The organism is Atlantibacter sp. (assembly GCF_032062175.1).
In the GTDB taxonomy this organism is placed as follows: Bacteria; Pseudomonadota; Gammaproteobacteria; order Enterobacterales; family Enterobacteriaceae; genus Atlantibacter.
This window is the reverse complement of record NZ_DAMBQK010000009.1, coordinates 1-23,224: the sequence shown is the minus strand read 5'-3', so window position 1 is coordinate 23,224 and position 23,224 is coordinate 1. Positions and strand designations below refer to the sequence as shown.

Here is a 23,224-nt window from a genome sequence, read left to right as displayed (position 1 = left end):
CTCGCCTGTGATCTAGACTTAACAGGCAAATTCATGAATCAGGAGGCACGATGAAAAAGATCAGTCTGGCAATGGCAGTCCTGTTTGCCTGCGGCGCAGCCCAGGCAGCCAGTGAAGACGTTGAGATGCATCTGGTTACGCCTCAGGGCATTGGTCAGTCTATTGGTGAAGTAGAAATCGAAGAGACGGACAACGGCCTGAAATTCACCCCCGATCTTAAAGCGCTGCCGCCCGGTGAGCGCGGTTTCCATATCCACGCCAAAGGCAGCTGTGAACCGGCGATGAAAGACGGTAAACCGTCAGCAGCAGAAGCGGCGGGTGGCCACCTCGACCCACAGACCACCGGTAAACACCAAGGTCCTGAAGGCGCAGGCCACTTAGGGGATCTCCCTGTACTGTTAGTGGATAAAGACGGCAACGCGAAAGAGGCGGTAACCGCACCACGCCTGAAATCGTTAGATGACGTCAAAGGCAAAGCGCTGATGATCCATGTTGGCGGCGATAACATGTCTGACAAGCCCGAGCCACTTGGCGGTGGCGGGGCACGTTTTGCCTGCGGCGTTATAAAATAGTCGCCGGTGCGCCGTCAGTTGGATTATCCGCTGCCGGCGCTTGCTCCAGCTGTTTAAGCGAACAGTACAGGCGCCAAATCAGCGCCGCCAACTCCACCGCAGCCGGATCGTCGCGCTTCGCCAGTACATCAGCATAACGCTGCAATTCATTTAACGCCACGCCGAGCGGTTTTTTCTGAATACCGCGCTCGCTCATCACATTTCTTAACGTACTGATGCAGATATCCCGCACCTGCGAGAGCGGATCGGAACGCGCTTCCCAGGCGCGTAGCGCCCATACCACGTGGGAACAGTTGAGCAACACCACGCCCCAACGCAATAGCCAGCGGCGTGCGGTTTCCTCTTTCGCCTGGCTTAACTGATGTACGTGATGGTAAACCAGCGATTCGAATTCACTTTCGCTGTATTCAGGTTTGCGGCTCAGTTGATCGATAAAGCCTCTGCGCAGCGCGCGAATATGACGGCGGCCTTTGCGGGTGTCTGAACCGGGCTTCAGGACAGCGAACGCCATCCAGGCGAGGCCGACGCCGATGATTTTCGCCAGATTATCGTTAAGAAAATCACCGAACTCATAAACCGGTGGGTTGGTTACTGCGATAAATGAACCCATAAAGACAATCAGTTGCCCCCACAAGCCGGCGAATTTTGGCTGCTGGAGCTTCATTAACTGCATGGTGGTCAGCAGCGGAAACAGAAATAACAGGAATTCCCACAGCTCAGTAACCCGTACCATCAGGCCAAATTTTACCGCAAAGCTAAACAGCGACAGCAATATCAGCGTGCGCATCAACAGGGATAACGACTGATGTGGGGAGGGCGATGCGGAGTAGAGTACGCAACAAATGGCGATCATGGTCAGTGCGGAGCTTCCGGCATCCCATTGCGCCGTGATTGTCCAGGCGCAGCCCAGGGTGATTACGCAAAAAGTACGCAGCGCATTCCACAGGGCTTCGGCGATATCAGCGTGCCGGGTTAGCGAGGCGGTTTTCGGCGCAGGAACGTCGATACCGGCGCGATCGTTTTCCAGCGCCACCAGTTGATGATTGACACGTAAATAGGTATGGCAAAAATAGCGCAGGCGCTGCCAGTACGCGAGATGCCGGTAATCATTGCTTTTATCCGGCAGGCACAGCGCCAGTAGGCGGGCAATGCGATAACGGTCCGGCTGCTGACGGGCCAGTTCTACCAGGATATCGCTCTGAAGTGCGGCGATGTGCGGCGGCATAGTTTGCCAGTTAATGAGTAACCGGCGCAGGCCAGAAATCGTGCTGGTCAGCCTGAGCTGCTGATGCAGGATCGCATTGAGCAGGTTGTTGTTCTGGCGAAACCGGTAATGACTCCAGAATGCCTGGATACGCAATATGTTTAACGTCAGGATTTGGCCAATCATTCCCTGGTGGGCGGTACGCATCGCGTCGGTGGTTTCCGGCTGCCAGAGCAAACTGGCATGTTCCAGCAGCCGTGCGTGCAGCGTTTTCAGGGAAACCAGCAGTGTGGTGCCGTCGGACGTGCTGGGCAGGACCATCATCATAAAGCCGCCACAGGCAATGCCGATCAACACCTCGCAGACCCTGGCCTGGGCAATATCCCAGAGCTGGGTGGTTTCCACGGTGTTCACCATGGTAAAGGCGATAATCGCGGCGGTATAACCGGCAAGCTGGGCGGCATAGGCGGCGTTATTATGAAAATGGCTTGACGTCCAGGTACAGAGCGCCAGCCAGCCCGCCATAGAAAGCGAAAAAAACCACGGATCGTTAAGCGTGCTTCCGGCGATAATCAGCGATGCGCTGGCCCCAATCAGGCTGCCCACCACGCGCCCCAAACTTTTACTGATTACGCCGCCGGGAGTTGGGAAACTCACCACGGCGGCAGAGGTCATGGCCCAGTAGGGCTCATCCAGATCGAGCGCATAAGCGATGCTCAGCGCCAGGCACATGGCAATCGCGTTTCGCAGGGCATAGCGCCATTGGTTGCCAGTTGCTTTACCCCAGGGCGCGCGTTGCCAGTCAAGCCAGCCGAGATTCATGGATTATTGCTCGATAGCGATGGTGCAGGTGGTGCCGGAAACTAACAGCGCGTTATCCGGTACATTTTCCAGTTCAAAACGTACCGGCACCCGTTGGGCAAGCCTCACCCAGGGCACGTTGGGCTTCACGTCGGGCACCAGCCCGCTGTCCGTTTCCACGCTTTGATCGTAGATCGCCCGGCCGATGCTCTCAACGCGGCCGGTCAGGGGCGTATTGTTGCTGAGCAGGGTGATCCTGGCTGCCGCGCCCGGCGCTATATGACGCAGCTTAGTCTCTTCGAAATAGCCGACAACGTAAAAGGAGTGGCTGTCGATTAAGGCGAATACCGGCGTGCCCGTGGCGGCGTAGTTCCCGACGCGAACAGAGAGATTTGTGACCCATCCGTCAACCGGGGCGGTGACCTTCGTTTGGGATAATTGCCATTGCGCCTGTTCCAGCGAGGCCTTTGCCACGTTCACCGCAGCCTGCATGGCTTTCACATTGATATTGGCGCTGTCTAGCTCTTCGGCTGAAATGTAGTTGTGAGGCAGATGCTGGCGGCGGCTGGCTTCATTCTGCGCTTTTGCCAGGTCGGACTGTGAATGAGCCAGCTGCGCTTCGGCGTTGAGAACCGCAATATGGAACGGCGTGGCGTCAATGGTAAACAGCGGTGCGCCAGCTTTGACGAACTGGTTATCCCGCACGTCGATTTGCGTGATGGTGCCGCCGACCTGGGGCGTAATGTCCACCAGTTCGGCGCGCACTTTCCCGTCGCGTGTCCAGGGGGATTGCATGTAATAGTTCCAAAGCCACCAGCCAGCCAGTATCGCCGCCGCCAGTACGATCAGCGTGGAAAAGTACTTCACGGTCTTCATCATCAAAACAGCCCTGTAGTCAGAAGAAACATCCCGCCGCATACCGACAGGACAAACAGCGATAAATCCATAAGGGTGGGGTGCCAGACCGCGCCTGAATAGAGCCAGTTACGCACTAAGCGATGCACGACAAGCCAGATGAACAGGCCGATAAACACGGCTTTAAAAATGGGGGGGAAATAGACAGAAGCGCCGACCACCACATCCTGTAGCGGCATGCCGGACGGCAAAGTTAACAGTTTCACTTCGGATTAACCCTAATCATAACGGCCATAACACGCTGTTTCCCTGACAGGTTGTAGAATCAAATTATAGACTTTGCACGAAGCGACTGGAAAATCAGTAATTTGTTTTAGACATATAAATGCTGCACACTAAGTTTAAAATCAGTATAATAAGTTAGCAAGCTAATTATAAGGAGATGAAATTGGAATCGCCACTCGGTTCTGATCTGGCGCGGCTGGTACGCATATGGCGTGCTCTGATTGACCATCGCCTGAAACCTCTGGAGTTGACGCAAACCCACTGGGTAACATTGCATAACATTCATGAGTTGCCGCCAGATCAATCGCAAATACAACTGGCTAAAGCGATCGGCATCGAACAGCCCTCGCTGGTGCGTACGCTGGATCAACTGGAAGAGAAGGGGTTGATCGCCCGTCACACCTGTGCCAACGACAGACGCGCTAAACGCATCAAACTGACTGAAAAAGCCGCGCCCATCATCACTGAAATGGAAGATGTGATACGCAAAACCCGGGGCGAAATCCTCGGCGGCATCAGCCAGCAGGAGCTTGAACTGTTAATAAATCTTATCGGCCGGATTGAAAATAACATCATCAGGCTTCACGGACAGGATTAATCAAAGGCCTCGTATCCACAGGCCTCGTATCCACGAGGCCTTTTCTTTTTAGTGATAATTCACCACCCGGTTTCGGCCTTCCTTTTTGGCGCGGTACATGGCTTTATCGGCGCGTTCCAGGCACTCCTCAATCGTGCAATTTCCCTGGGTAACGGTATAGACCCCCATGCTCAGGGTGACAGGTTCGGGAAGTGCGCCATTGCTACTACGGACATCCTGCTGCGCAATTTGCGATTTGATACGGTGCGCAATATTCATCGCGTTTATGTTGCTGGTGCCGTTGAGCAGTAACACAAACTCTTCACCTCCCGTTCTGGCGGCGATATCATGGCTACGCACTGCATTCAACAAAAGCTGGCCGACAAAATGAATGACTTTATCGCCCTGAAGATGGCCGTAGCGATCGTTAATACGCTTAAAATAGTCAACATCGCATAATACGAATGAAACCGGTTTTTCGGCGCTGGCGCTTTTTAGCGCATGCTGGGCATGTTCAAATAAGAAGCGACGATTATACAGGCCGCTTAATGTATCGTGCAGGGAATTATGATAGGAAATTTGGTATTTCTGGTAAGAGCGCTGGTAAAGTTGAAATACATCGCATAACAGTACCAGTAAAATTATTAGCGATGAAACCGTTTCAAAGATCCGTGAGTAAAACCATGCCAGACTGTTAGTGTGTGAGTCAGACAACATAATAATCAGCGTTCCAATGGCGCTCACACATAAAACGGCAATGCCTATCCACAATAACGTTTTCAAATGACTGAAATGAACGATCAGCGCGAGTGAAGCAAACCACATTGCAATCATAAAATAAGCGATTTTATTCTGCCATAATGCTTGCCAGCTTAACGAATACTCATCAATTAAGCTTATTGAAAGTAAAGGATTGTAGCTGGAATAAAGATAGCCCAACGCCATAAGCATCAGGGTGGCGCCAGTGACCAACAAAAAACACATCAGACGGGCCATCTTTCCGTCAATACGTGCGCGCAGCGTATAAAACAGCGCGGTACACGTGCACATTGATGCCAGAAGGATATGGCGGAACATCATAAAAATGGCTGCATCATTGTAGTTGCCGCTCCCGGCAGCACGGCTTGTAAACCAGGCCGGGAAACTGGCGAGCGTACCGGTCATGATCAGCGCGGAGCCCATAAAGCCTGAGGCGATAGCCACCAGATAAAATCGCTTGCTGTCACAATAAACGCGCATAAATAATAAACAAGCGATCAGTAAATGCAGCACCATTAATAATATTGTTAAGCCAGGGTAAAGTACCGGGGATAATTGTGTTGGGTACGTAAAGTGATGAGTAAATAAAAGATGTAGAACCAGAAAAAAGAAAAGGCTAAAAAGCGTAAAAATTAATTTTTTTGTGAAGGGCGTCATCATTCTTTTAAACATTTTCGATGCCTTGCGTGGGGACAATAAGCGTAACAGCGATAAACAGTTTATTTAACCTTAAAGCGTTAAATCTACCTTAATGAAAAGCTTCTGTTAATAAAAGTCTAAAGAAATGTGATGTTAAACAACAGTCGCCTGATAAACAGTGTAAGCATGTTAATCGCATATTCATTCCTTAAATTGCGTTAGCTTTACTGAATGTGGGAGAAGTTTTTATCCGACTTTATCTGAATTAAAACCAGGAAACGTCAAGAAGGGTAAAAAGAATACAAAAGAGCGGCTAAAAAAGCCGCTCTCTGAATAAACATTAACGCGGAGAAACGGTGACCTGGCTGCCTTTATTGGCCATAACCACACGCTGACCGGCAGCGAATTTGGTTGCACCCTGTTTCTGGACAACCATGATGGTATCGCCATCATCTTTGCGGATTTCCAGCTCGACGCCCTGGGTTTTGTTCATTGAACCCTGTACACCCTGGCCAGCTACGCCGCCTGCCACTGCGCCCGCAGCGGTCGCCAGCGAACGACCGGTGCCGCCGCCGATAGTATTACCCAGGAAGCCACCCAACACTGCGCCGCCGATAGCGCCGATAGCGTTGTTGTCATCACCGCCCTGAATCTGCACCGGACGAACGTTTACTACGGTGCCATAGGTCACACGCTGGACCTGCTTCGCTTCCGACGCGCTATAGACATCGCCTGAAAGGCTATCGTTATTCACACAACCAGCCAGTGTAAAGCCCACCAGCGAAACCATCAGAACTCGTGAAATCATGTAAATCTCCTGTTCACCACGCTACGCTCAAAATGAGCATCCTTATGGCAAATTATAAGATACTCCATCCGGTGATTTCACACTATTGTGGAGCCTTGATAAAAAAATAATATAAGAATCTTCATTAACCGTAGCTAAACATCCGCATTGCTGTAGCGCCAGACACGATTTAAACGTTTCTTTACAGGCCACGGACGTTACGTTGCTAATTAAACGTGGCGAAATCAGAGTGGTTATGGTTCAGTTGTGGGCTCTGGCGGCATAAAAGGATTGAGTATGAAATCGGGTCGATATATCGGAGTGATGTCAGGAACCAGCCTCGACGGTGTGGACGTGGTACTGGCGACGATTGACGAAAATATGGTTGCCCAGCAGGCAAGTCTTTCCTGGCCCATTCCGCACGAGCTGAAAGAGGCCGTGCTGGCAGTGTGTCAGGGCCAGCAGTTGACGCTCTCTCAATTTGGTCAACTGGACACCCGGCTGGGCCGCCTGTTTGCCGATGCGGTCCAGGCATTGATGCAGCAGGAAAAACTGCGCCCCGAGGATATCGTGGCGATTGGTTGCCACGGGCAAACTGTGTGGCATGAACCACAGGGCGCTGCGCCACACACCCTGCAAATCGGTGACAACAACCAGATTGCCGCCCGCACTGGCGTGACCGTGGTCGGCGATTTTCGGCGCCGGGATATTGCACTTGGCGGGCAAGGCGCGCCGCTGGTGCCCGCGTTTCACCATGCGCTGCTGGCGCATCCTACTGAAAAACGTATGGTGCTGAATATCGGCGGCATCGCTAATATCTCGATGCTGTTTCCCGGCGCGCCGGTAAAAGGCTATGACACCGGGCCGGGTAATATGCTGATGGATGCCTGGATTTGGCGTCAGCGCGGTAAAGCCTTTGATAAAGATGCCCAATGGGCGAGCAGCGGCAGCGTAATCCTTCCTTTATTACAGCAAATGCTCAGCGATCCTTATTTTTCCGCGCCTGCGCCGAAGAGCACCGGTCGAGAATACTTTAACTACGGCTGGCTGGAACGCCATCTGGCAAATTTCCCCGGCGTAAAAGCGCAGGATGTGCAGGCAACGCTGGCTGAGCTGACGGCAGTGACCATCTCCGAACAAATTTTGCTGTGCGGCGGCTGCGAGCGGGTACTGGTGTGCGGGGGCGGCGGCCGAAACCCGCTGGTCATGTCGCGCTTGTCCAGCCTGCTGCCGGGAACGGAAGTGACCACGACCGATGACGCGGGCATCAGCGGCGACGACATGGAGGCGCTGGCCTTTGCCTGGCTCGCCTGGCGTACCCTTAATGGTTTACCGGGGAATTTGCCTTCTGTGACCGGTGCCTCAAAAGCGACGGTATTAGGGGCGGTTTTTCCTGCCAATGTCCTGAACTATCAGAGTTAACTGAAGTTGTGCAATGGGCGTAAACGGTAGACTGATCGTTACGTGGAGAACTCGTCTCTCCAGGGAACAGCTTTATTCAGGATACGCCCATGAAAAAATTACTTGTCGTTTTACTCCCCACGCTGCTGGCGGGTTGCTCAACTTACAACAACTTCGTCGAGCGCATGCATACCGATACGCTTGAATATCAGTGCGATGAAAAACCGCTGACGGTCAACCTCAACAATACCCGCCAGGAAGTGAGCTTCGTTTACGATGATAAGCCGCTCACGCTGAAACAGGGACTCTCCGCGTCCGGCGCGCGCTATACCGATGGCATTTATGTCTTCTGGTCTAAGGGTGATAGCGCAACGGTTTACGACAAAGATCGCATCGTGTTGAATAACTGCCAATTGCAAAACCCTAAGCGTTGAGATTTTATCGGGTGGGGCGCACAATAACGCCACCCGAAAACTCCTCTAAGAATCACTATGTCTGACAACGATGCCCTGCAACAGATCGCGCATTTACGCCGCGAATACACCAAAGGCGGTTTACGTCGTCATGATTTGCCCGAGCAACCCTTAGCGCTGTTTGAAAAGTGGCTTGGCCAGGCCTGCGAAGCCAAACTGGCGGACCCTACCGCCATGGTGGTCGCCACGGTTGATGAAAATAACCAGCCTTACCAACGCATTGTGTTACTGAAGCATTTTGACGAGCGCGGTATGGTGTTTTACACCAACCTCGGCAGCCGTAAAGCGCACCAGATCGAGCACAACCCCAATATTAGCCTGCTGTTCCCCTGGCATATGCTGGAGCGCCAGGTGATGGTGATTGGCAAAGCCGAACGCCTGTCGACGCTGGACGTCATGAAGTATTTCCACAGCCGTCCGCGCGACAGCCAAATCGGCGCGTGGGTGTCAAAGCAGTCCAGCCGTATTTCCGCGCGCGGTATTCTGGAAAGTAAATTCCTCGAACTGAAACAGAAATTCCAGCAGGGCGAGATCCCGTTGCCCAGTTTCTGGGGTGGTTTCCGCGTTTCCATTGAGCAGATGGAATTCTGGCAGGGCGGCGAACACCGTCTGCACGACCGTTTTTTATACCAGCGTGATGCCGATGCCTGGAAAATAGACAGGCTGGCACCCTGAGTATCGGTTTTATTCTTTAAGCGCTGGTACTCCCGTTGCGAGCGCTTTATTCTATACCCGTCATACTTCGCGTTGCAGATGCGTTGGCTGCGTTCACTCATCCCAATCGCTTACTTTTGTAAGCTCCCGGGAATCCTTCACTTGCCGCCTTTCTGCAACGCGAATTATTTAGGGTATATGAATCCTTTTATTTTTCGCCAGTGGGCGAAGAGCCGTGTACCGGCACAGGTGCAGTCGTAAATACATGGAGAAATTGATGGCAACCAGCAATTTGATTAAACAATTGCAAGAGCGGGGCCTTGTGGCCCAGGTGACGGACGAGGAAGCGTTAGCAGAGCGACTGGCGCAAGGGCCAATTGCACTCTATTGCGGCTTCGATCCGACCGCCGATAGCTTGCATTTGGGCCATCTGGTTCCTCTGCTGTGCCTGAAGCGTTTCCAGCAGGCAGGGCACAAGCCGGTCGCGCTGGTGGGTGGCGCAACCGGTCTGATTGGCGATCCGAGCTTTAAAGCCGCGGAACGTAAACTGAATACCGAAGATACGGTGCAGGAGTGGGTGGACAAAATCCGTAAACAGGTTGCCCCGTTCCTGGATTTCAACTGCGGTGAAAACGCTGCGATTGCCGCCAACAACTATGACTGGTTCGGCAACATGAATGTTCTGACCTTCCTGCGCGATATCGGCAAGCACTTCTCTGTTAACCAGATGATTAACAAAGAAGCCGTTAAGCAGCGTCTTAACCGCGACGACGTAGGCATTTCCTTCACCGAGTTCTCCTATAACCTGCTACAGGGTTACGACTTCGCCTGCCTGAACGAACTGCACGGCGTTGCGTTACAAATCGGTGGTTCCGACCAGTGGGGTAACATCACCTCGGGTATCGACCTGACCCGCCGTCTGCATCAGAACCAGGTGTTCGGCCTGACGGTTCCGCTGATCACTAAAGCCGACGGCACCAAGTTTGGTAAGACCGAAGGCGGCGCAGTGTGGTTGGATCCGAAGAAAACCAGCCCGTACAAATTCTACCAGTTCTGGATTAACACCGCAGACGCTGACGTTTACCGCTTCCTGAAATTCTTCACCTTCATGGATATTGACGCCATCAACGCGCTGGAAGAAGAAGACAAAACCAGCGGCAAAGCCCCACGTGCGCAGTATGTCCTGGCAGATGAAGTCACCCGTCTGGTGCATGGCGAAGAAGGTCTGGTTGCAGCGAAACGCATTACCGAAAGCCTGTTCAACGGCAATCTAAGCTCTCTGAGCGAAGCGGATTTTGAACAACTGGCGCAGGACGGCGTACCGATGGTTGAGCTGGCGTCAGGCGCGGATTTACAGCAGGCGCTGGTCGACTCTGACCTCCAACCGTCCCGCGGCCAGGCGCGTAAAACCATCGCTTCTAACGCAGTCACCATTAACGGTGAAAAACAGTCTGACCCGGAATACACCTTCAGCGAGGCCGATAAGCTGTTTGGCCGCTATACCTTATTACGTCGCGGCAAAAAGAATTACTGCCTTGTTTGCTGGAAGTAATCATTTGATGTTGAAGGGCGTGGGAAACCACGCCCTTTTATTTCGCCTGAATAACGCCTGTTGTAGCCAGAAAAGTCACTGGAAATAGAGATGAAAAACGTCCTCGCCATTCAATCCCATGTGGTGTTCGGTCATGCCGGTAACAGCGCCGCAGAATTCCCGATGCGTCGACTTGGCGCTAACGTCTGGCCGCTGAATACCGTTCAGTTTTCGAATCACACCCAGTATGGACAATGGACCGGTTGCGTCATGCCGGCAAACCATCTTACCGACATTGTTCAGGGCATCGCCGATATCGGCCAACTCCAGCGCTGCGATGCGATACTTAGCGGTTATTTAGGGTCGGCGGAGCAGGGCGAGCAGATTCTCGATATCGTCCTCCAGGTTAAAGCCGCTAATCCAGCCGCCCTGTATTTCTGCGATCCGGTCATGGGCCATCCCGAAAAAGGCTGTATCGTCGCTCCTGGCGTGGCGGAGTTTCATACCCGTTACGCCATGCCCGCCAGCGACATCATCGCGCCGAATTTAATTGAGCTTGAGATCCTGACCGGACATGCGGTCAATACGGTTGATGAGGCCGTCAGCGCCGCGCGTGAACTGATCGCGCAGGGCCCGAAAATCGTGCTGGTCAAACATCTGGCGCGCGCCGGTTACCGGCTGGATAAATTCGAGATGCTGCTGGTCACCGCCGACGATGCGCTACATATCAGCCGCCCGCTGGTGGATTTTGGCGCGCGCCAGCCGGTAGGTGTCGGCGATGTAACCAGCGGTTTGCTGTTAGTGAAACTGTTGCAGGGCGCGTCGCTACGCGAAGCGCTGGAGCACGTGACGGCAGCAGTGTATGGCGTGATGGCTATGACCAAAGAGATGAAAGAGTATGAGTTGCAGGTGGTTGCCGCGCAGGATGTGATTGCTAAACCCGATCTTCATTTTACTGCCAGCGCTATCTAACTTCATAAAATGATGCCTCCTGGCGGAGGCATCATGCTGTGTTATTCAATCCCTTCCGCAGCCAGCGCTGCCGCCACGCCCGGACGCGCTTTCACGCGTTCCATATAATTGGCGATATGCGAAAACGCGCTCATATCCAGCTTGATGGCGTAGGCCCAGCGCAGCACGGTAAACAGATAGGCATCCGCGACGGTGAAGCGTAGCCCCAGTAGCCACTGTTTATCAGCCAGTTCGTCATCAATGTACTGGAACTTCTTCTCCAGCGCCTTACGGGCGATGGGTTTAAATTCTTCCGGAGTGTCCGGGCGGAACAGCGGCGTAAAGCCTTTATGCAGCTCGGTGGCGATATAGTTCAACCATTCCAGGGTGTGATAACGGGTCATGCTGCCAGCGGGCGCGAGCAGCTGGCGATCCGGCACTTTATCCGCGATAAACTGCACAATAGCGACGCCTTCGGTCAGCAGCGAACCCTCTTCAAGCTGCAATGCCGGTACCTGGCCTTTCGGGTTGATTTCCAGATAGTCGGTGCCATGTTCGGTCTTCTTGCTGACTAAGTCGACTTTCTCCAGGGTGAAATCGAGGCCAGCCTCACGCAGTGCAATATGCGGAGAGAGGGAACACGCGCCGGGTTTATAAAACAGTTTCATGGACATTTCCTTAACGCATTGGGGGATCACGATTTACTGATACTACACAGTAACGCGTTAGGATTCAGGCGTTTTGACGAAAATTGTGTGACCGGTAATGTCAAAAAAAAAGCCCGCCGAAGCGAGCTTTTATCAAGCGAGGAGGGTTACGCCGTAGCGGTATCGGTCGCTTTCAGGGCTTTTTCATCGTCCTGAGTCATGCGGTTCAGTTTCGGCGCGGTCAGGATCATGATCACCGCAATCACTGCCGTCGCGATACCGATTTGCATAAACACGCGGCCATACACTTCCAGTGATTGCAGCGGGTCGGTCACGTTTTCCGGTACGGCCATCATGTTAGCCACGTAACCGCCGATCAGGTTTGCGCCTGCGGTGGTCAGGAACCAGCTACCCATGATAAAGCCCATCAGGCGTTGCGGAACCAGTTGTGCAACCATCGCCAGGCCCAGGCCGGAGATCATCAGCTCACCGAAGCTTTGCAGCGCATAGCTGGCAATCAGCCAGTTAACGGACACGATACCGGCGTCGCTGGCGAATTTAATCCCTACCGGCAGGATCAGGAAGGCGCCAGAACACATCACCATACCGATGGCGAATTTGTGCGGCATCGGTAGGCGGTCGCCCATCTTGTTGTAGATAGCGGCCAGAATCGGGCTACCAATCATGATCCAGAACGGGTTCAGCGCCTGGTACTGTTCCGGTTCGAAAGAAACACCCAGGATCGCGTGTTCTACGTTACGGATCGCGAAGAAGTTCAGCGAGGTCGGCATTTGGCTGTACAGCACGAAGAACACAATCGCTTCCAGCATCAGAATAAATGCCACAATCATTTTACGGCGTGCCGCACCTTGCATCGCAAAGGCTTCTTTACCGAAGATAAACACGATACCCAGGGCGATGAAGCCCAGCGCCATGCGTGCAATACCCTGGTTGTGCAGCAGCCAGGTTGCGATAGTGATCAACACCACCACGCCAACGAGAGTAGCCAGCAGTTTGCCAAAGTGCAGCGGCTGGAAGTCCGGCTGGGAGCCGTAGTCTTTCACCCATGCGCGGCAGAACAGGAAGTTCACCACGGTGATCAGCATACCCACCACGCTCAGCGCGAACGCTACGCTCCAGCCATACTGAGCGGCGAGCCACGGCGTTGCCAGCATAGAGAAGAACGAACCGATGTTAATCGCCATGTAGTACATGGTGAATGCGCCATCAAGACGCGGGTCATCCTTCGCATAGCAGGTTGAGAGCAGGGAAGACGGGTTGGCTTTAAACAGGCCATTACCGACGGCAATGGTTGCCATACCGATATAAACGATAGTGGCATCATGGCCGGACCACGCAACCAGCGCATAACCAATCGCCAGCACAATCGCGCCTAACAGGATAACGCGTTTAGTACCCAGTACTTTATCACCCAGCCAACCGCCGATAGACACCAGGCCATACACCAGGGCGCTGAAGGAGGAGAAAAGGGTGATGGAATCCGCTTCGGACATACCCAGCTGTTTTACCAAGTAGACGGCCATGATCCCTTGCAGGCCGTAAAAACCAAAACGCTCCCATAATTCTATGGAAAAGATCAGATAGAACGATTTCGGTTGTTTAAAAGCGTTCAGGCTGACGCTTTCGGTTGGTTTATTGTTTGCAGTCGACACATATACCTCTTTTTTTACGTCCCCTATTAATGGGGGAAAAAACTCAGCGTGATGCCATTGCGGGCAGTCGCTTGTTGTTATAAGGAGGGGAAACGGCGGGTAATGTTCACTATCCTGGTCTCTCAGACAAGGGCTTTGCAATACTCTGTTACATATCTTGTGGGCAGAATAATAACCGCCTCGTTTAAACCGCATCCAGAGTTAAATTTCAGTACGCTAAAATTAACAGTTCAAATATCTGCTTAACGCCGCTGAAAAAGCCTTAATGGTGATATATTCTGCTTTCCAGTTGCATATCCGGTGATAACGTCCAGTTGATAAACAAAAGCTGGTTTAATGTGTTGGGTCATGGAGTCAAAAAATAACATTGCCGTTGAAAAATTAAGGAAAAAATCACACATCTTTAACACCATGTTATCGATGCGATCTTTGTCACAATTTTATAGAAATTTCTGGACGAAAAAGAACGATTGACCGGAGAGGGCGATTGGTTCTGGTGAATTATCACATTGATACAGTGAAATTGCGGTGCATTATGCGGGGTGCGAGCCTGCCGGTGGCGGCAGGCAACGGCGTCAGGCGTACACTTTCTCTTTGTATTCACACAGATCTTCAATAATGCAGGAGCCGCAGCGCGGTTTACGCGCAATGCAGGTATAGCGGCCATGCAGGATCAACCAGTGATGGCAATCTACTTTGAATTCAGCAGGGACCACTTTTAATAGCTTGTCTTCGACCTGTTCAACATTTTTGCCTGGTGCAAATTCGGTACGGTTGCAGACCCGAAAAATATGAGTATCTACCGCGATGGTTGGCCAGCCGAAAGCGGTGTTGAGCACCACATTGGCGGTTTTACGGCCTACGCCGGGCAGGGCCTCCAGCGCGTCGCGATCCTCCGGCACCTCGCCGTGATGTTTTTCAATCAGCAGGCGGCAGGTTTTAATCACGTTCTCGGCTTTGCTGTTAAACAGGCCAATGGTTTTGATGTACTCTTTGACGCCATCTACGCCAAGCGCCAGCATCGCCTGGGGCGTATTCGCGACCGGATAAAGCCGGGCGGTGGCTTTATTGACGCTGACGTCTGTCGCCTGGGCAGAAAGCAGCACTGCAATGAGCAATTCAAACGGTGAACCGAAATTCAGTTCAGTCGTCGGATGCGGATTGTGTTCGCGCAAGCGCGAGAGTATTTCCAGACGTTTCGCTTTGTTCATAACGCTTTCTCAGCACTCGCGTCGACCACAACGCGCTGTGCGGCGCGACGGGTTTTCATTTTCTCGTCAATCAGGTACTTCACCGCCAGCATTAAGCCCAGCCCGATAAATGCGCCGGGCGGCAGCATCGCCAGCAAAAAAGGCGTGTCGGTATGAAAAATCTCAATGCGCAATACCTTTGCCCAGCTACCCAGCAGCTGGTCTGCGCCGTCAAACAGCGTACCGTTGCCGATGATTTCCCTGATCGACCCCAACACAAACATCGCGCTGGTGGCCCCCAGGCCGATAGCAAAGCCATCGAGTGCGGAAATCGCCACGCTGTTGCGCGCAGCGAACGCTTCGGCGCGGCCGATCACAATACAGTTGGTCACGATCAGCGGAATAAAAATCCCCAATGACTGATAAAGACCAAATGCATAGGCGTTAATCAGCATCTGCACCGCGCTCACCACCGACGCAATAATCATCACGTAAATCGGGATGCGCACTTCCGCTGGCATCCAGCGGCGCAGGGCGGAAATAGCGGTGTTGGTCAGCGTTAATACCAGCGTGGTGGCAAGACCGAGGCCCAACGCGTTGGTGGCGGTAGACGTGACTGCCAGCAGCGGACACAGCCCCAGTAACTGCACCAGCGCGGAATTGTTTTTCCACAACCCCTGTACCACAACCTCTTTAATCTGGCTCATTAGGGTTCTCCACAGGCCGGTAAAGCGGATAGCTTATTAGACAGCGTTTCGGCAAACAGCCCGGCGCGCTTAACGGCATTCACGACCGCGCGCGGCGTAATGGTCGCACCGGTAAACTGGTCAAACTGGCCACCGTCTTTCTTCACCGCAAAGCTGGCATCGTCCGCGCCCTGAATATGTTTATTGCTCAGCGTGGTGATCCAGTCGCTGATGCGCAATTCAATTTTATCGCCCAGGCCCGGCGTTTCGTGATGTTCCGTCACGCGACTGCCCCAGACGGTGCCCTGGAAATCACTGCCAACCAGCAGTTGGATTGCCCCGGAATAGCCGTCAGGGGCGGTGGCTTCCATGACCACGCCTACCGGTTTATCACCCTGGCGCGCCACATAAACACGATGCTCGCCCTTGCCGAGCGCCGGATCGTTAACCCAGAAACAGCTCTGTTGCAGCTCGTTATCGTATTTATCCGTCGGGAACACCTGGTCGAACAGCGCCTGCTGCACCACGGCCGCCTGGTGGGCAATGGTATTTTTGGTCAATTCATTAATCGCGGCGGTCAGGCCGGTAGAGAACGCGGCAAACAGCGCCAGCGTCACGCCATGTTTTCGCATGGTTTTCAGCATAAGCGCTCCTTAGCGATGCCCGTAAACCCGCGGGCGGGTGTAATAGTCGATAAGCGGCACGGTGATGTTTGCCAGCAGGGTGGCAAAAGCCACACCATCAGGATAGCCGCCGTAGCTGCGGATAAGCCAGACCAGTACGCCAGCCAGCGCCCCGAAGATCAGCCGCCCACGGTTAGTGGTGGAGGCGGTCACCGGATCGGTAAGGATAAAGAACGCGCCAAGCATGGTCGCGCCAGAGAACAGATGCACGAGCGGTGAAGCAAATTGCTCCGGCGCAATCAGCCAGCCGAGTAGTGAGCAAACCAGCAGCGACACCAGGAAACTCACCGGGATATGCCAGCGAATCAAGTTCTTCGCTAATAAGAACAGGCCGCCTGCCAGAAAGGCCACATTGACCCACTGCCAGCCAGGCCCGCCCAGCACGCCACTCAGCATGGGTGTTTGCATTAACTGTACTGCGTCACTGCCTGCGCGCAGGCCGGTTTTGAAGGTGTCCAGCGGCGTTGCCTGGCTAACGCCATCGATCCCCAGCTTCAACTGGGCGAGCGTGTCGCCGCTGGCGGTATGGCTGGTAAAAATCAGCCGCAGGGTATCAAGAAAATCCGGTTGTAGCGCCGCGATGCTCTGCGGAGGCAGCCAGGTGGTCATCTGCACCGGGAAAGAGATCAGCAACACCACGTAACCAATCATCGCCGGGTTAAACGGATTGTGCCCCAGCCCGCCGTACAGTTGCTTGGCGATAATAATGGCGAAGACCGTGCCCAGGATCACCATCCACCAGGGCGCAAGCGGGGGAATACTGATACCCAGCAGCAGCCCGGTCAGCAGCGCCGAGTTATCCCCCAGCATGCCTGAGAGCGGCTGTTTGCGCAGTTTGCACACCAGGCCTTCTGCTGCCAGCGCGCTGACGATAGCGAGGAGTAGCTGAATTAACGATCCCCAACCGAAGTAGTACCACTGCACCGCAATACCGGGCAGCAGCGCCAGCGAGACCAGCATCATGATGCGCGACGTCTGGCGCTTATTATGGGTATAAGGGGAGCTTGCGATTCTGAAAACCATTTAATCCTCGTTCACAACCTGCTGAGCGGCTTTTTTAGCCTGCGCGCGGGCAATTGCCGCAGCGACCGCCGCTTTACGCGGGTCGACCGGCTCGTCATTGGCGGATTCTGTTTGAGCGGCCTGCTTACGGGCTTTAGCGCGGGCAATGGCGGCTTCAACCGCCGCCTTACGCGGATCTGCCGGGGCGTCGCTGGCGGGTTGCTCCACCGGCTCTGCCGCAGCCTGTTTACGGGCTTTGGCGCGAGCGATAGCGGCTTCAACCGCCGCTTTACGCGGATCTGCCGGGGCGTCGCTGGCGGGTTGCTCCACCGACTCTGCCGCAGCCTGTTTACGGGCTTTGGCGCGAGCGATAGCGGCTTCAACCGCCGCTTTACGCGGGTCAACCGGCGCTTCACTGGCGGTTTCTTCTACCGGCTCTGCCGCAGCCTGTTTACGGGCCTTGGCGCGAGCGATAGCGGCTTCAACCGCCGCTTTACGGGGATCGGTGGGCGCATCGTTCGCGGGCTCTGTCACCGAAGACGCCGCTTTTTCTGCCTGGCGCGCGCGCGCCTGCGCTTTGCGGGCTTCACGGGCGGCAATCACGGCCTGATTATCCGGCTCGCTGTTGGCCCGAACCACGATGGCATCCGTCGTTTTCTTATCACGTACCCGTGCCAGCGCGGCTTGAATAGCATCCTGATCCTGCGCGTCAGGCTGTACGGCGGCTTTCTTATGCCTTTCCAGACGAGCGGCTTTTTCACGCTCCAGCCGCTGTTGACGGGCCTCGAAGCGCGCTTTCGCCTCGGCGGCACGCTGTTCTTCCAACTGCACGGCGCGGATCTCTGCTTTCTCCTGGCGGAAATATTGCACCAGCGGAATGTTACTCGGGCAGACCCAGGCGCAGGCACCGCACTCGATACAGTCAGAGAGATTGTGCGCAGTCGCTTTGTCGTGTTGCTGCCCTTTACTGAACCAGTAAAGCTGCTGAGGGAGAAGATCGGCCGGGCAGGCGTCGGCGCAGGCGCTGCATCGAATACAGTGCTGTTCTTCCTGCTGCTCGCCCATTTCATGACTGGACGGGGCCAGCAGGCAGTTGGTGATTTTCACCACCGGGACATCAAGCCAGGGCAGGGTAAAGCCCATCAGCGGGCCGCCCATAATCACCAGTTGTTCGCTGGTTGGGCAGAAACCGCCAAACTCCAGCAAGTGGCGCACCGGCGTACCGAGACGCGCCCAAACGTTGCCGGGCCGTGAAATGGATTCGCCCGTCAGGGTCACTACGCGTTCCGTCAGCGGCTCGCCGTCGATAACCGCGCGTTTAACCGCATAAGCCGTGCCGACGTTGTGCATCAGCACGCCGATGTCGGATGAACGGCCGCCGTGGGGCACCTGTTTGCCGGTCAGGATCTGGGTTAGTTGCTTTGCGCCGCCGGACGGGTACTTGGTAGGGATCACACGCAGGGAGATGCCGTGCTCCTGACTCAGTACCGCCCGCAGCATGGAAATCGCCTGAGGTTTGTTATCTTCTACACCGATCAACACTTCACGCGGTTTAAGGATCCACGCCAGAATGCGAATGCCTTCAACAATTTGCGCCGCGCACTCCTGCATCAGACGGTCATCCGCCGTGATGTACGGCTCGCATTCCGCCGCGTTAATGATCAGGGTTTCGATTTTATCGCCGCCGCCCTGTAGCTTGACGCCGGTAGGGAAGCCCGCGCCGCCCAGGCCGGCTACGCCAAACTGGTGGATTCGCTCGATTAACGCTTCGCGGGTGCGCTGTTGATAATCCTGCCAGCCGTCGCGATCGATCCAGCGGTCGTCGCCGTCAGGCTCGATAATCACGCTGAGTTCCGCCAGTGCGGAAGGGTGGGCGGTGCTGTGCGGCGCAATCGCTACCACGGTACCGGACGTCGGCGCATGTACCGGCAACATTCGGCCCCAACCGCGGGTCAGCGGCTGACCGCGTAGCACGCGATCGCCAGGCTGAACGCACAGTTCGCCCTCAGCGCCGATATGCTGCTTCAACGGGATAACAAAACGGCCAGGTAACGGCACGTGGCGCAGCGGGGTGCCGCTGGACTGGGTTTTCATTTCAGGCGGATGAATGCCGCCATCGAAATCCCAGATTTTTTCTTTTCTGAAAGCAGAAAATAACTTAAGCATGTTGTTCCACAGGAATGATTCGAACCGGAATACTGTCCAGATTCCATTTCCAGTTTTCCGTCGTGGTGGTGACAGGCCGCAATTCAATACAGCGTGTCGGGCACGGGTCAACGCAGAGATTGCATCCGGTACACAGGTCGCTCATTACGGTATGCATCGCGCGGGTGGCGCCCACAATGGCGTCAACCGGGCATGCCTGAATACATTTGGTGCAGCCGATACAGTTGTTTTCGTCGATTACGGCCAGCATCCGCACCGGTTCCGGGGCGGCATCATCGCCACCGATGGGCTGCGGCTCGACGTTCAATAAGGTCGCGATCTTGTGCATCACCGCCTCGCCGCCGGGGGCGCAGCGGTTGATGTTTTCACCCTGATTACCTACCGCTTCGGCATAAGGACGACAGCCCGGGTATCCGCACTGGCCGCACTGGCTCTGGGGCAAAATCGCATCGATTTTGTCGACAATCGGGTCTTCTTCCACGGCAAAACGGCGGGAAGCAAAACCCAGCAGCAGGCCAAACACCAGGCCCAGCGCGCTCAGGGATAAAATGGCGATCCAGACGGTACTCATGACACTTTTACCAGCCCGCTAAAGCCCATAAACGCCAGCGACATCAGCCCGGCGGTGATCAGCGCGATGGCATTGCCGCGAAACGGTGCAGGCACATCGGCAACCGCCAGCCGTTCGCGAATCGCCGCAAACAGCACCATAACAAAGGAGAACCCGACCGCCGCTGAAAAGCCGTAAAGCGCAGACTGGAGAAAGTTATGGCCGAGGTTGATATTCAGCAACGCGACCCCTAACACCGCGCAGTTGGTGGTAATCAACGGCAGGAATATACCCAGCAGGCGATACAGCGCCGGGCTGGTTTTGCGTACCACCATCTCAGTAAACTGCACCACGACCGCAATCACCAGAATGAAGGCGAGGGTACGCAGATAAATAAGGTCGAGGGGGATCAAAATAAAGTTGTCGATAAGCCAGGCGCAAACCGACGCCAGGGTCATCACGAACGTGGTCGCCAGGCCCATACCAATGGCGGTCTCCAGTTTTTTGGAAACCCCCATAAACGGGCACAGGCCAAGAAACTTCACCAGCACGAAGTTATTGACCAGCACAGTACCAACAAATAACAGCAAGTAATCAGTCATTATCCGACCTGAAACAAAAATAGCCGCCTATTATCGGACATGGATCACATGGCGACAACAGAGAATCTGTAAGGTTATTAAGGATTGACGAAAGTCAGTTTTACGCGCTCCGCGCGTTTAAAATAGGGAACAAACAGCGCAGCGGCGATCAGTTGAAACACCAACTGGCGTACAATCGCGCCATCTGACACCGGTGAAAACGCGAAGGATTTCAGCACCAGCAACACCGAAATAAGTAGCCAGATAATATAGTGCTTTGGCACTTTCGACTGGCGCTTAAAAAACCCAATAGTCAGCCACAGGGTATAACTCCACATTACTACCGCCGATATCAGCGAGACATACACCCACAGGGCGTCCTGTCCGGCTTGCTGGCCTAAGGCCTGGCGCGTTTCCGGCGAGAGCAGCGCGGTAAAATACATTACCACGACTAATGACGTGCTCAATAAAGTCAGCAGAAGCCAGGCGAGAGGGGCAAGTAGCCATCCCCCGATACGCATTGCAGGCGTGGCGGTCATATTACCTCCGGCGGGGTATATCGTTAGCACTATTCACTGTGTGAATTTCAGCGCAAGAATTATAAGGATTTTCGCGCTAAAAGCTACTCAGGCTTATTGAACGAAGCGCCAGACGGTCTTGGGCACCTGGCCGAGGTCAAATAATCGCCCACCCGAGACAATTTCCGCGCGGCGGTGATCGGCTGCCCGGTACATGTTGATAATCTCCTCATTATCGGCAAGGGAATAGTTGAGGTGATCAAACAATTTTTCCAGGCTTTCAAGCGAATTGATTTTACGAAATTTAAATAAATAATCCTGAACGGTCATGGTCGGTCCTGTCCTTAAATATAATTTGAAATAGTCCCGTGATGGCACACGTCAATAATAAAACGAAGTCGAGTCACATTCCGTCATCGGCAGGCGTATATCATGTATTTAAGACTTTTCTTCGGGAAAGCGTAAAAGGCACTGCGCAACGCGTACCATGTCAGATTAACCTTGTTAGGCTTTTCTGGCAATAAGCGCATGATAGTAATAGAAACTTTTTTGACTGAACGAGGCAGCACTGTATTCCGTCGGCGTTGAGTCTGCTGCCGGAAGTAAACGGGAGTTAAAAAAGAATACTGACTAAATGGTGCGGGACGGCTATTTAATCCTGATGCATACATTAATGATAAATGACTTTGGCGTTAATTTCGCAAATCGTTGCTATCGGTAAAACTTTAAATAGCGCAGGAAAGGAGGATATTCTTATTACCGTATTGCCTTCCTGGCTAAAAATCCACGTTCCTGCGGCGGTACGTTTGAGGCGTTCCGGACAGGCTACACTCTCAGAGTAAACGGTATTAGCAGTTGTTACCGGATGGCGAATGGTGTGAAATACCGTTGTCCATAGACGAGAGGAATGTAAATGAGCGACAACGTCCGTGTTGGATTAATTGGATATGGCTATGCCAGTAAAACGTTCCATGCCCCGCTGATTGTCGGCACGCCGGGTATGACCCTGGCGGCGGTTTCAAGTAGCGACGCAACGAAAGTGCATGCTGACTGGCCTGGCGTAACCGTAGTCTCCGACCCTAAACAGCTTTTCAACAATCCTGAGATCGATCTCATTGTGATTCCCACGCCCAACGATACGCACTTCCCGCTGGCCCGCGCCGCGATGGAAGCGGGTAAACACGTGGTGGTGGATAAACCCTTTACCGTGACATTGTCACAAGCCCGTGAACTGGAAGCGCTGGCCAAAAGCCGTGGCCTGGTGCTGTCGGTGTTTCATAACCGCCGCTGGGATAGCGACTTTCTGACCCTGAAGGGCCTGATTGCCGAGGGCAAACTGGGCGAAGTCAGCTATTTCGAATCTCACTTTGATCGCTACCGTCCGCAGGTTCGCAATCGCTGGCGCGAGCAGGCGGGCCCGGGTAGCGGCATTTGGTACGATTTGGGGCCGCACCTTATCGACCAGGCGCTGGTGCTGTTTGGCGTGCCTGTCAGTATTACTGTCGATATGGCGCAGCTGCGTCCTGATGCGCAAACTACCGACTACTTCCATGCGGTGCTGGCCTATCCGCAACGCCGCGTTGTGCTGCATGGCACCATGCTGGCGGCGGCGGAGTCGGCGCGTTATATCGTTCACGGCACCCGTGGCAGCTATGTGAAATTTGGGCTCGACCCGCAGGAAGACCGTCTGAAAGCGGGTGAGCGTCTGCCGCAAGAAGACTGGGGCTACGATATGCGCGACGGCGTCCTGACGCTGGCTTCCGGCGATGAACTGAATGCGCAAACGTTACTGACAGTACCGGGCAACTATCCAGCATACTATGCGGCGATCCGCGATGCGCTCAACGGCCAGGGCGAAAACCCTGTGCCAGCCAGCCAGGCGATCCGCGTCATGGAGTTGATTGAACTGGGGATTGAATCCGCCAAACATCGCTCAACGCTTTGCCTGACCTGATTGGCATCACCCATAAAAAACGCGCCGTTCGGCGTAATGCCGATCAGTTAAGGATCGGTTGACCGATCCGGCAGTTGTGCAAAAA

The 23,224-nt window shown here is 54.1% G+C and carries 24 protein-coding genes; 8 read left to right on the top strand and 16 right to left on the bottom strand.

Annotation, left to right across the window (positions count from 1 at the left end):
• Window positions 1–50: 50 nt before the first annotated feature.
• Window positions 51–572 (top strand): superoxide dismutase [Cu-Zn] SodC, encoded by a 522-nt coding sequence (gene sodC / locus RT120_RS10265; RefSeq protein WP_312982364.1) that lies wholly within the window; start codon window positions 51–53, stop codon window positions 570–572.
• On the opposite strand, the gene RT120_RS10260 is transcribed toward sodC, so the two are convergent.
• Genes RT120_RS10260 through RT120_RS10250 form a run of 3 tightly spaced genes read right to left on the bottom strand, consistent with a single transcriptional unit; the run spans window position 562 to window position 3,671 of the window.
• On the bottom strand, window positions 562–2,598 hold the full coding sequence (locus tag RT120_RS10260; protein WP_312982362.1) for an FUSC family protein: 2,037 nt from the start codon (window positions 2,596–2,598) through the stop codon (window positions 562–564). The two genes, sodC and RT120_RS10260, sit on opposite strands and share 11 nt — an antisense overlap.
• A gap of 3 nt (window positions 2,599–2,601) precedes the next feature.
• Window positions 2,602–3,459 carry an HlyD family secretion protein gene (locus RT120_RS10255; protein WP_312982361.1) on the bottom strand — a complete coding sequence of 286 codons (858 nt, stop codon included), beginning with the start codon at window positions 3,457–3,459 and terminating at the stop codon, window positions 2,602–2,604.
• Window positions 3,456–3,671 carry a DUF1656 domain-containing protein gene (locus RT120_RS10250; protein WP_312982567.1) on the bottom strand — a complete coding sequence of 72 codons (216 nt, stop codon included), beginning with the start codon at window positions 3,669–3,671 and terminating at the stop codon, window positions 3,456–3,458. The genes RT120_RS10255 and RT120_RS10250 overlap by 4 nt, the downstream gene beginning before the upstream one ends.
• Before the next feature lie 203 nt (window positions 3,672–3,874).
• Here RT120_RS10250 and slyA point away from each other — a divergent pair, with 203 nt between their 5' ends.
• The gene (slyA, locus tag RT120_RS10245) at window positions 3,875–4,315 is read left to right on the top strand and encodes a transcriptional regulator SlyA (protein WP_312982359.1); all 441 of its coding nucleotides are present in this window, start codon (window positions 3,875–3,877) and stop codon (window positions 4,313–4,315) included.
• Between the two features lie 48 nt (window positions 4,316–4,363).
• On the opposite strand, the gene RT120_RS10240 is transcribed toward slyA, so the two are convergent.
• Both RT120_RS10240 and slyB read right to left on the bottom strand, forming a co-directional pair.
• A complete protein-coding gene (locus tag RT120_RS10240) occupies window positions 4,364–5,725 on the bottom strand; it encodes a GGDEF domain-containing protein (protein ID WP_312982357.1) in 1,362 nt (453 codons plus the stop codon).
• Between the two features lie 307 nt (window positions 5,726–6,032).
• Entirely contained in the window at window positions 6,033–6,500 is a 468-nt protein-coding gene (slyB, locus tag RT120_RS10235; protein WP_312982356.1) for an outer membrane lipoprotein SlyB, read from the bottom strand.
• 276 nt (window positions 6,501–6,776) lie between these two features.
• On the opposite strand from slyB, the gene anmK reads away from it, so the two are divergent.
• The 5 genes from anmK to pdxY all read left to right on the top strand — a co-directional run bounded on the left by anmK (window position 6,777) and on the right by pdxY (window position 11,510).
• Entirely contained in the window at window positions 6,777–7,901 is a 1,125-nt protein-coding gene (anmK, locus tag RT120_RS10230; RefSeq protein ID WP_312982353.1) for an anhydro-N-acetylmuramic acid kinase, read from the top strand.
• Window positions 7,902–7,990: 89 nt separating this feature from the next.
• Window positions 7,991–8,314: a C-type lysozyme inhibitor gene (gene mliC, locus RT120_RS10225; RefSeq protein ID WP_312982351.1), complete on the top strand. Its 324-nt coding sequence runs from the start codon at window positions 7,991–7,993 to the stop codon at window positions 8,312–8,314.
• A gap of 57 nt (window positions 8,315–8,371) precedes the next feature.
• The gene (pdxH, locus tag RT120_RS10220) at window positions 8,372–9,028 is read left to right on the top strand and encodes a pyridoxamine 5'-phosphate oxidase (RefSeq protein WP_312982348.1); all 657 of its coding nucleotides are present in this window, start codon (window positions 8,372–8,374) and stop codon (window positions 9,026–9,028) included.
• Between the two features lie 256 nt (window positions 9,029–9,284).
• A complete protein-coding gene (tyrS, locus tag RT120_RS10215; protein WP_312982346.1) occupies window positions 9,285–10,559 on the top strand; it encodes a tyrosine--tRNA ligase in 1,275 nt (424 codons plus the stop codon).
• Between the two features lie 90 nt (window positions 10,560–10,649).
• Complete coding sequence (pdxY, locus tag RT120_RS10210) at window positions 10,650–11,510, top strand: pyridoxal kinase PdxY (protein ID WP_312982345.1); 861 nt, start codon at window positions 10,650–10,652, stop codon at window positions 11,508–11,510.
• A gap of 41 nt (window positions 11,511–11,551) precedes the next feature.
• On the opposite strand, the gene gstA is transcribed toward pdxY, so the two are convergent.
• The 11 genes from gstA to ydgT form a co-directional block, all read right to left on the bottom strand.
• On the bottom strand, window positions 11,552–12,157 hold the full coding sequence (gstA, locus tag RT120_RS10205) for a glutathione transferase GstA (RefSeq protein WP_312982343.1): 606 nt from the start codon (window positions 12,155–12,157) through the stop codon (window positions 11,552–11,554).
• Window positions 12,158–12,303: 146 nt separating this feature from the next.
• The gene (gene dtpA / locus RT120_RS10200; protein ID WP_312982340.1) at window positions 12,304–13,809 is read right to left on the bottom strand and encodes a dipeptide/tripeptide permease DtpA; all 1,506 of its coding nucleotides are present in this window, start codon (window positions 13,807–13,809) and stop codon (window positions 12,304–12,306) included.
• 575 nt (window positions 13,810–14,384) lie between these two features.
• On the bottom strand, window positions 14,385–15,020 hold the full coding sequence (gene nth, locus RT120_RS10195) for an endonuclease III (RefSeq protein ID WP_312982338.1): 636 nt from the start codon (window positions 15,018–15,020) through the stop codon (window positions 14,385–14,387).
• A complete protein-coding gene (locus tag RT120_RS10190; RefSeq protein ID WP_312982336.1) occupies window positions 15,017–15,706 on the bottom strand; it encodes an electron transport complex subunit E in 690 nt (229 codons plus the stop codon). Before RT120_RS10190 ends, nth begins: the two co-directional genes overlap by 4 nt.
• Window positions 15,706–16,329, bottom strand: a complete 624-nt coding sequence (gene rsxG, locus RT120_RS10185; RefSeq protein WP_312982333.1) for an electron transport complex subunit RsxG — start codon at window positions 16,327–16,329, stop codon at window positions 15,706–15,708. Before rsxG ends, RT120_RS10190 begins: the two co-directional genes overlap by 1 nt.
• A 9-nt stretch (window positions 16,330–16,338) precedes the next feature.
• Complete coding sequence (gene rsxD, locus RT120_RS10180) at window positions 16,339–17,391, bottom strand: electron transport complex subunit RsxD (RefSeq protein WP_312982331.1); 1,053 nt, start codon at window positions 17,389–17,391, stop codon at window positions 16,339–16,341.
• Window positions 17,392–19,536: an electron transport complex subunit RsxC gene (gene rsxC / locus RT120_RS10175; RefSeq protein WP_312982330.1), complete on the bottom strand. Its 2,145-nt coding sequence runs from the start codon at window positions 19,534–19,536 to the stop codon at window positions 17,392–17,394.
• Window positions 19,529–20,107: an electron transport complex subunit RsxB gene (gene rsxB, locus RT120_RS10170; RefSeq protein ID WP_312982328.1), complete on the bottom strand. Its 579-nt coding sequence runs from the start codon at window positions 20,105–20,107 to the stop codon at window positions 19,529–19,531. Before rsxB ends, rsxC begins: the two co-directional genes overlap by 8 nt.
• Complete coding sequence (gene rsxA, locus RT120_RS10165) at window positions 20,104–20,688, bottom strand: electron transport complex subunit RsxA (protein ID WP_312982326.1); 585 nt, start codon at window positions 20,686–20,688, stop codon at window positions 20,104–20,106. The genes rsxB and rsxA overlap by 4 nt, the downstream gene beginning before the upstream one ends.
• 77 nt (window positions 20,689–20,765) lie before the next feature.
• Window positions 20,766–21,206 (bottom strand): DUF2569 domain-containing protein, encoded by a 441-nt coding sequence (locus RT120_RS10160; RefSeq protein WP_312982325.1) that lies wholly within the window; start codon window positions 21,204–21,206, stop codon window positions 20,766–20,768.
• Window positions 21,207–21,299: 93 nt separating this feature from the next.
• Complete coding sequence (ydgT, locus tag RT120_RS10155; RefSeq protein ID WP_312982324.1) at window positions 21,300–21,515, bottom strand: transcription modulator YdgT; 216 nt, start codon at window positions 21,513–21,515, stop codon at window positions 21,300–21,302.
• A 583-nt stretch (window positions 21,516–22,098) separates the two neighbouring features.
• Here ydgT and RT120_RS10150 point away from each other — a divergent pair.
• Window positions 22,099–23,139: an oxidoreductase gene (locus RT120_RS10150; RefSeq protein WP_312982321.1), complete on the top strand. Its 1,041-nt coding sequence runs from the start codon at window positions 22,099–22,101 to the stop codon at window positions 23,137–23,139.
• The last annotated feature ends 85 nt before the right edge of the window (window positions 23,140–23,224 follow it).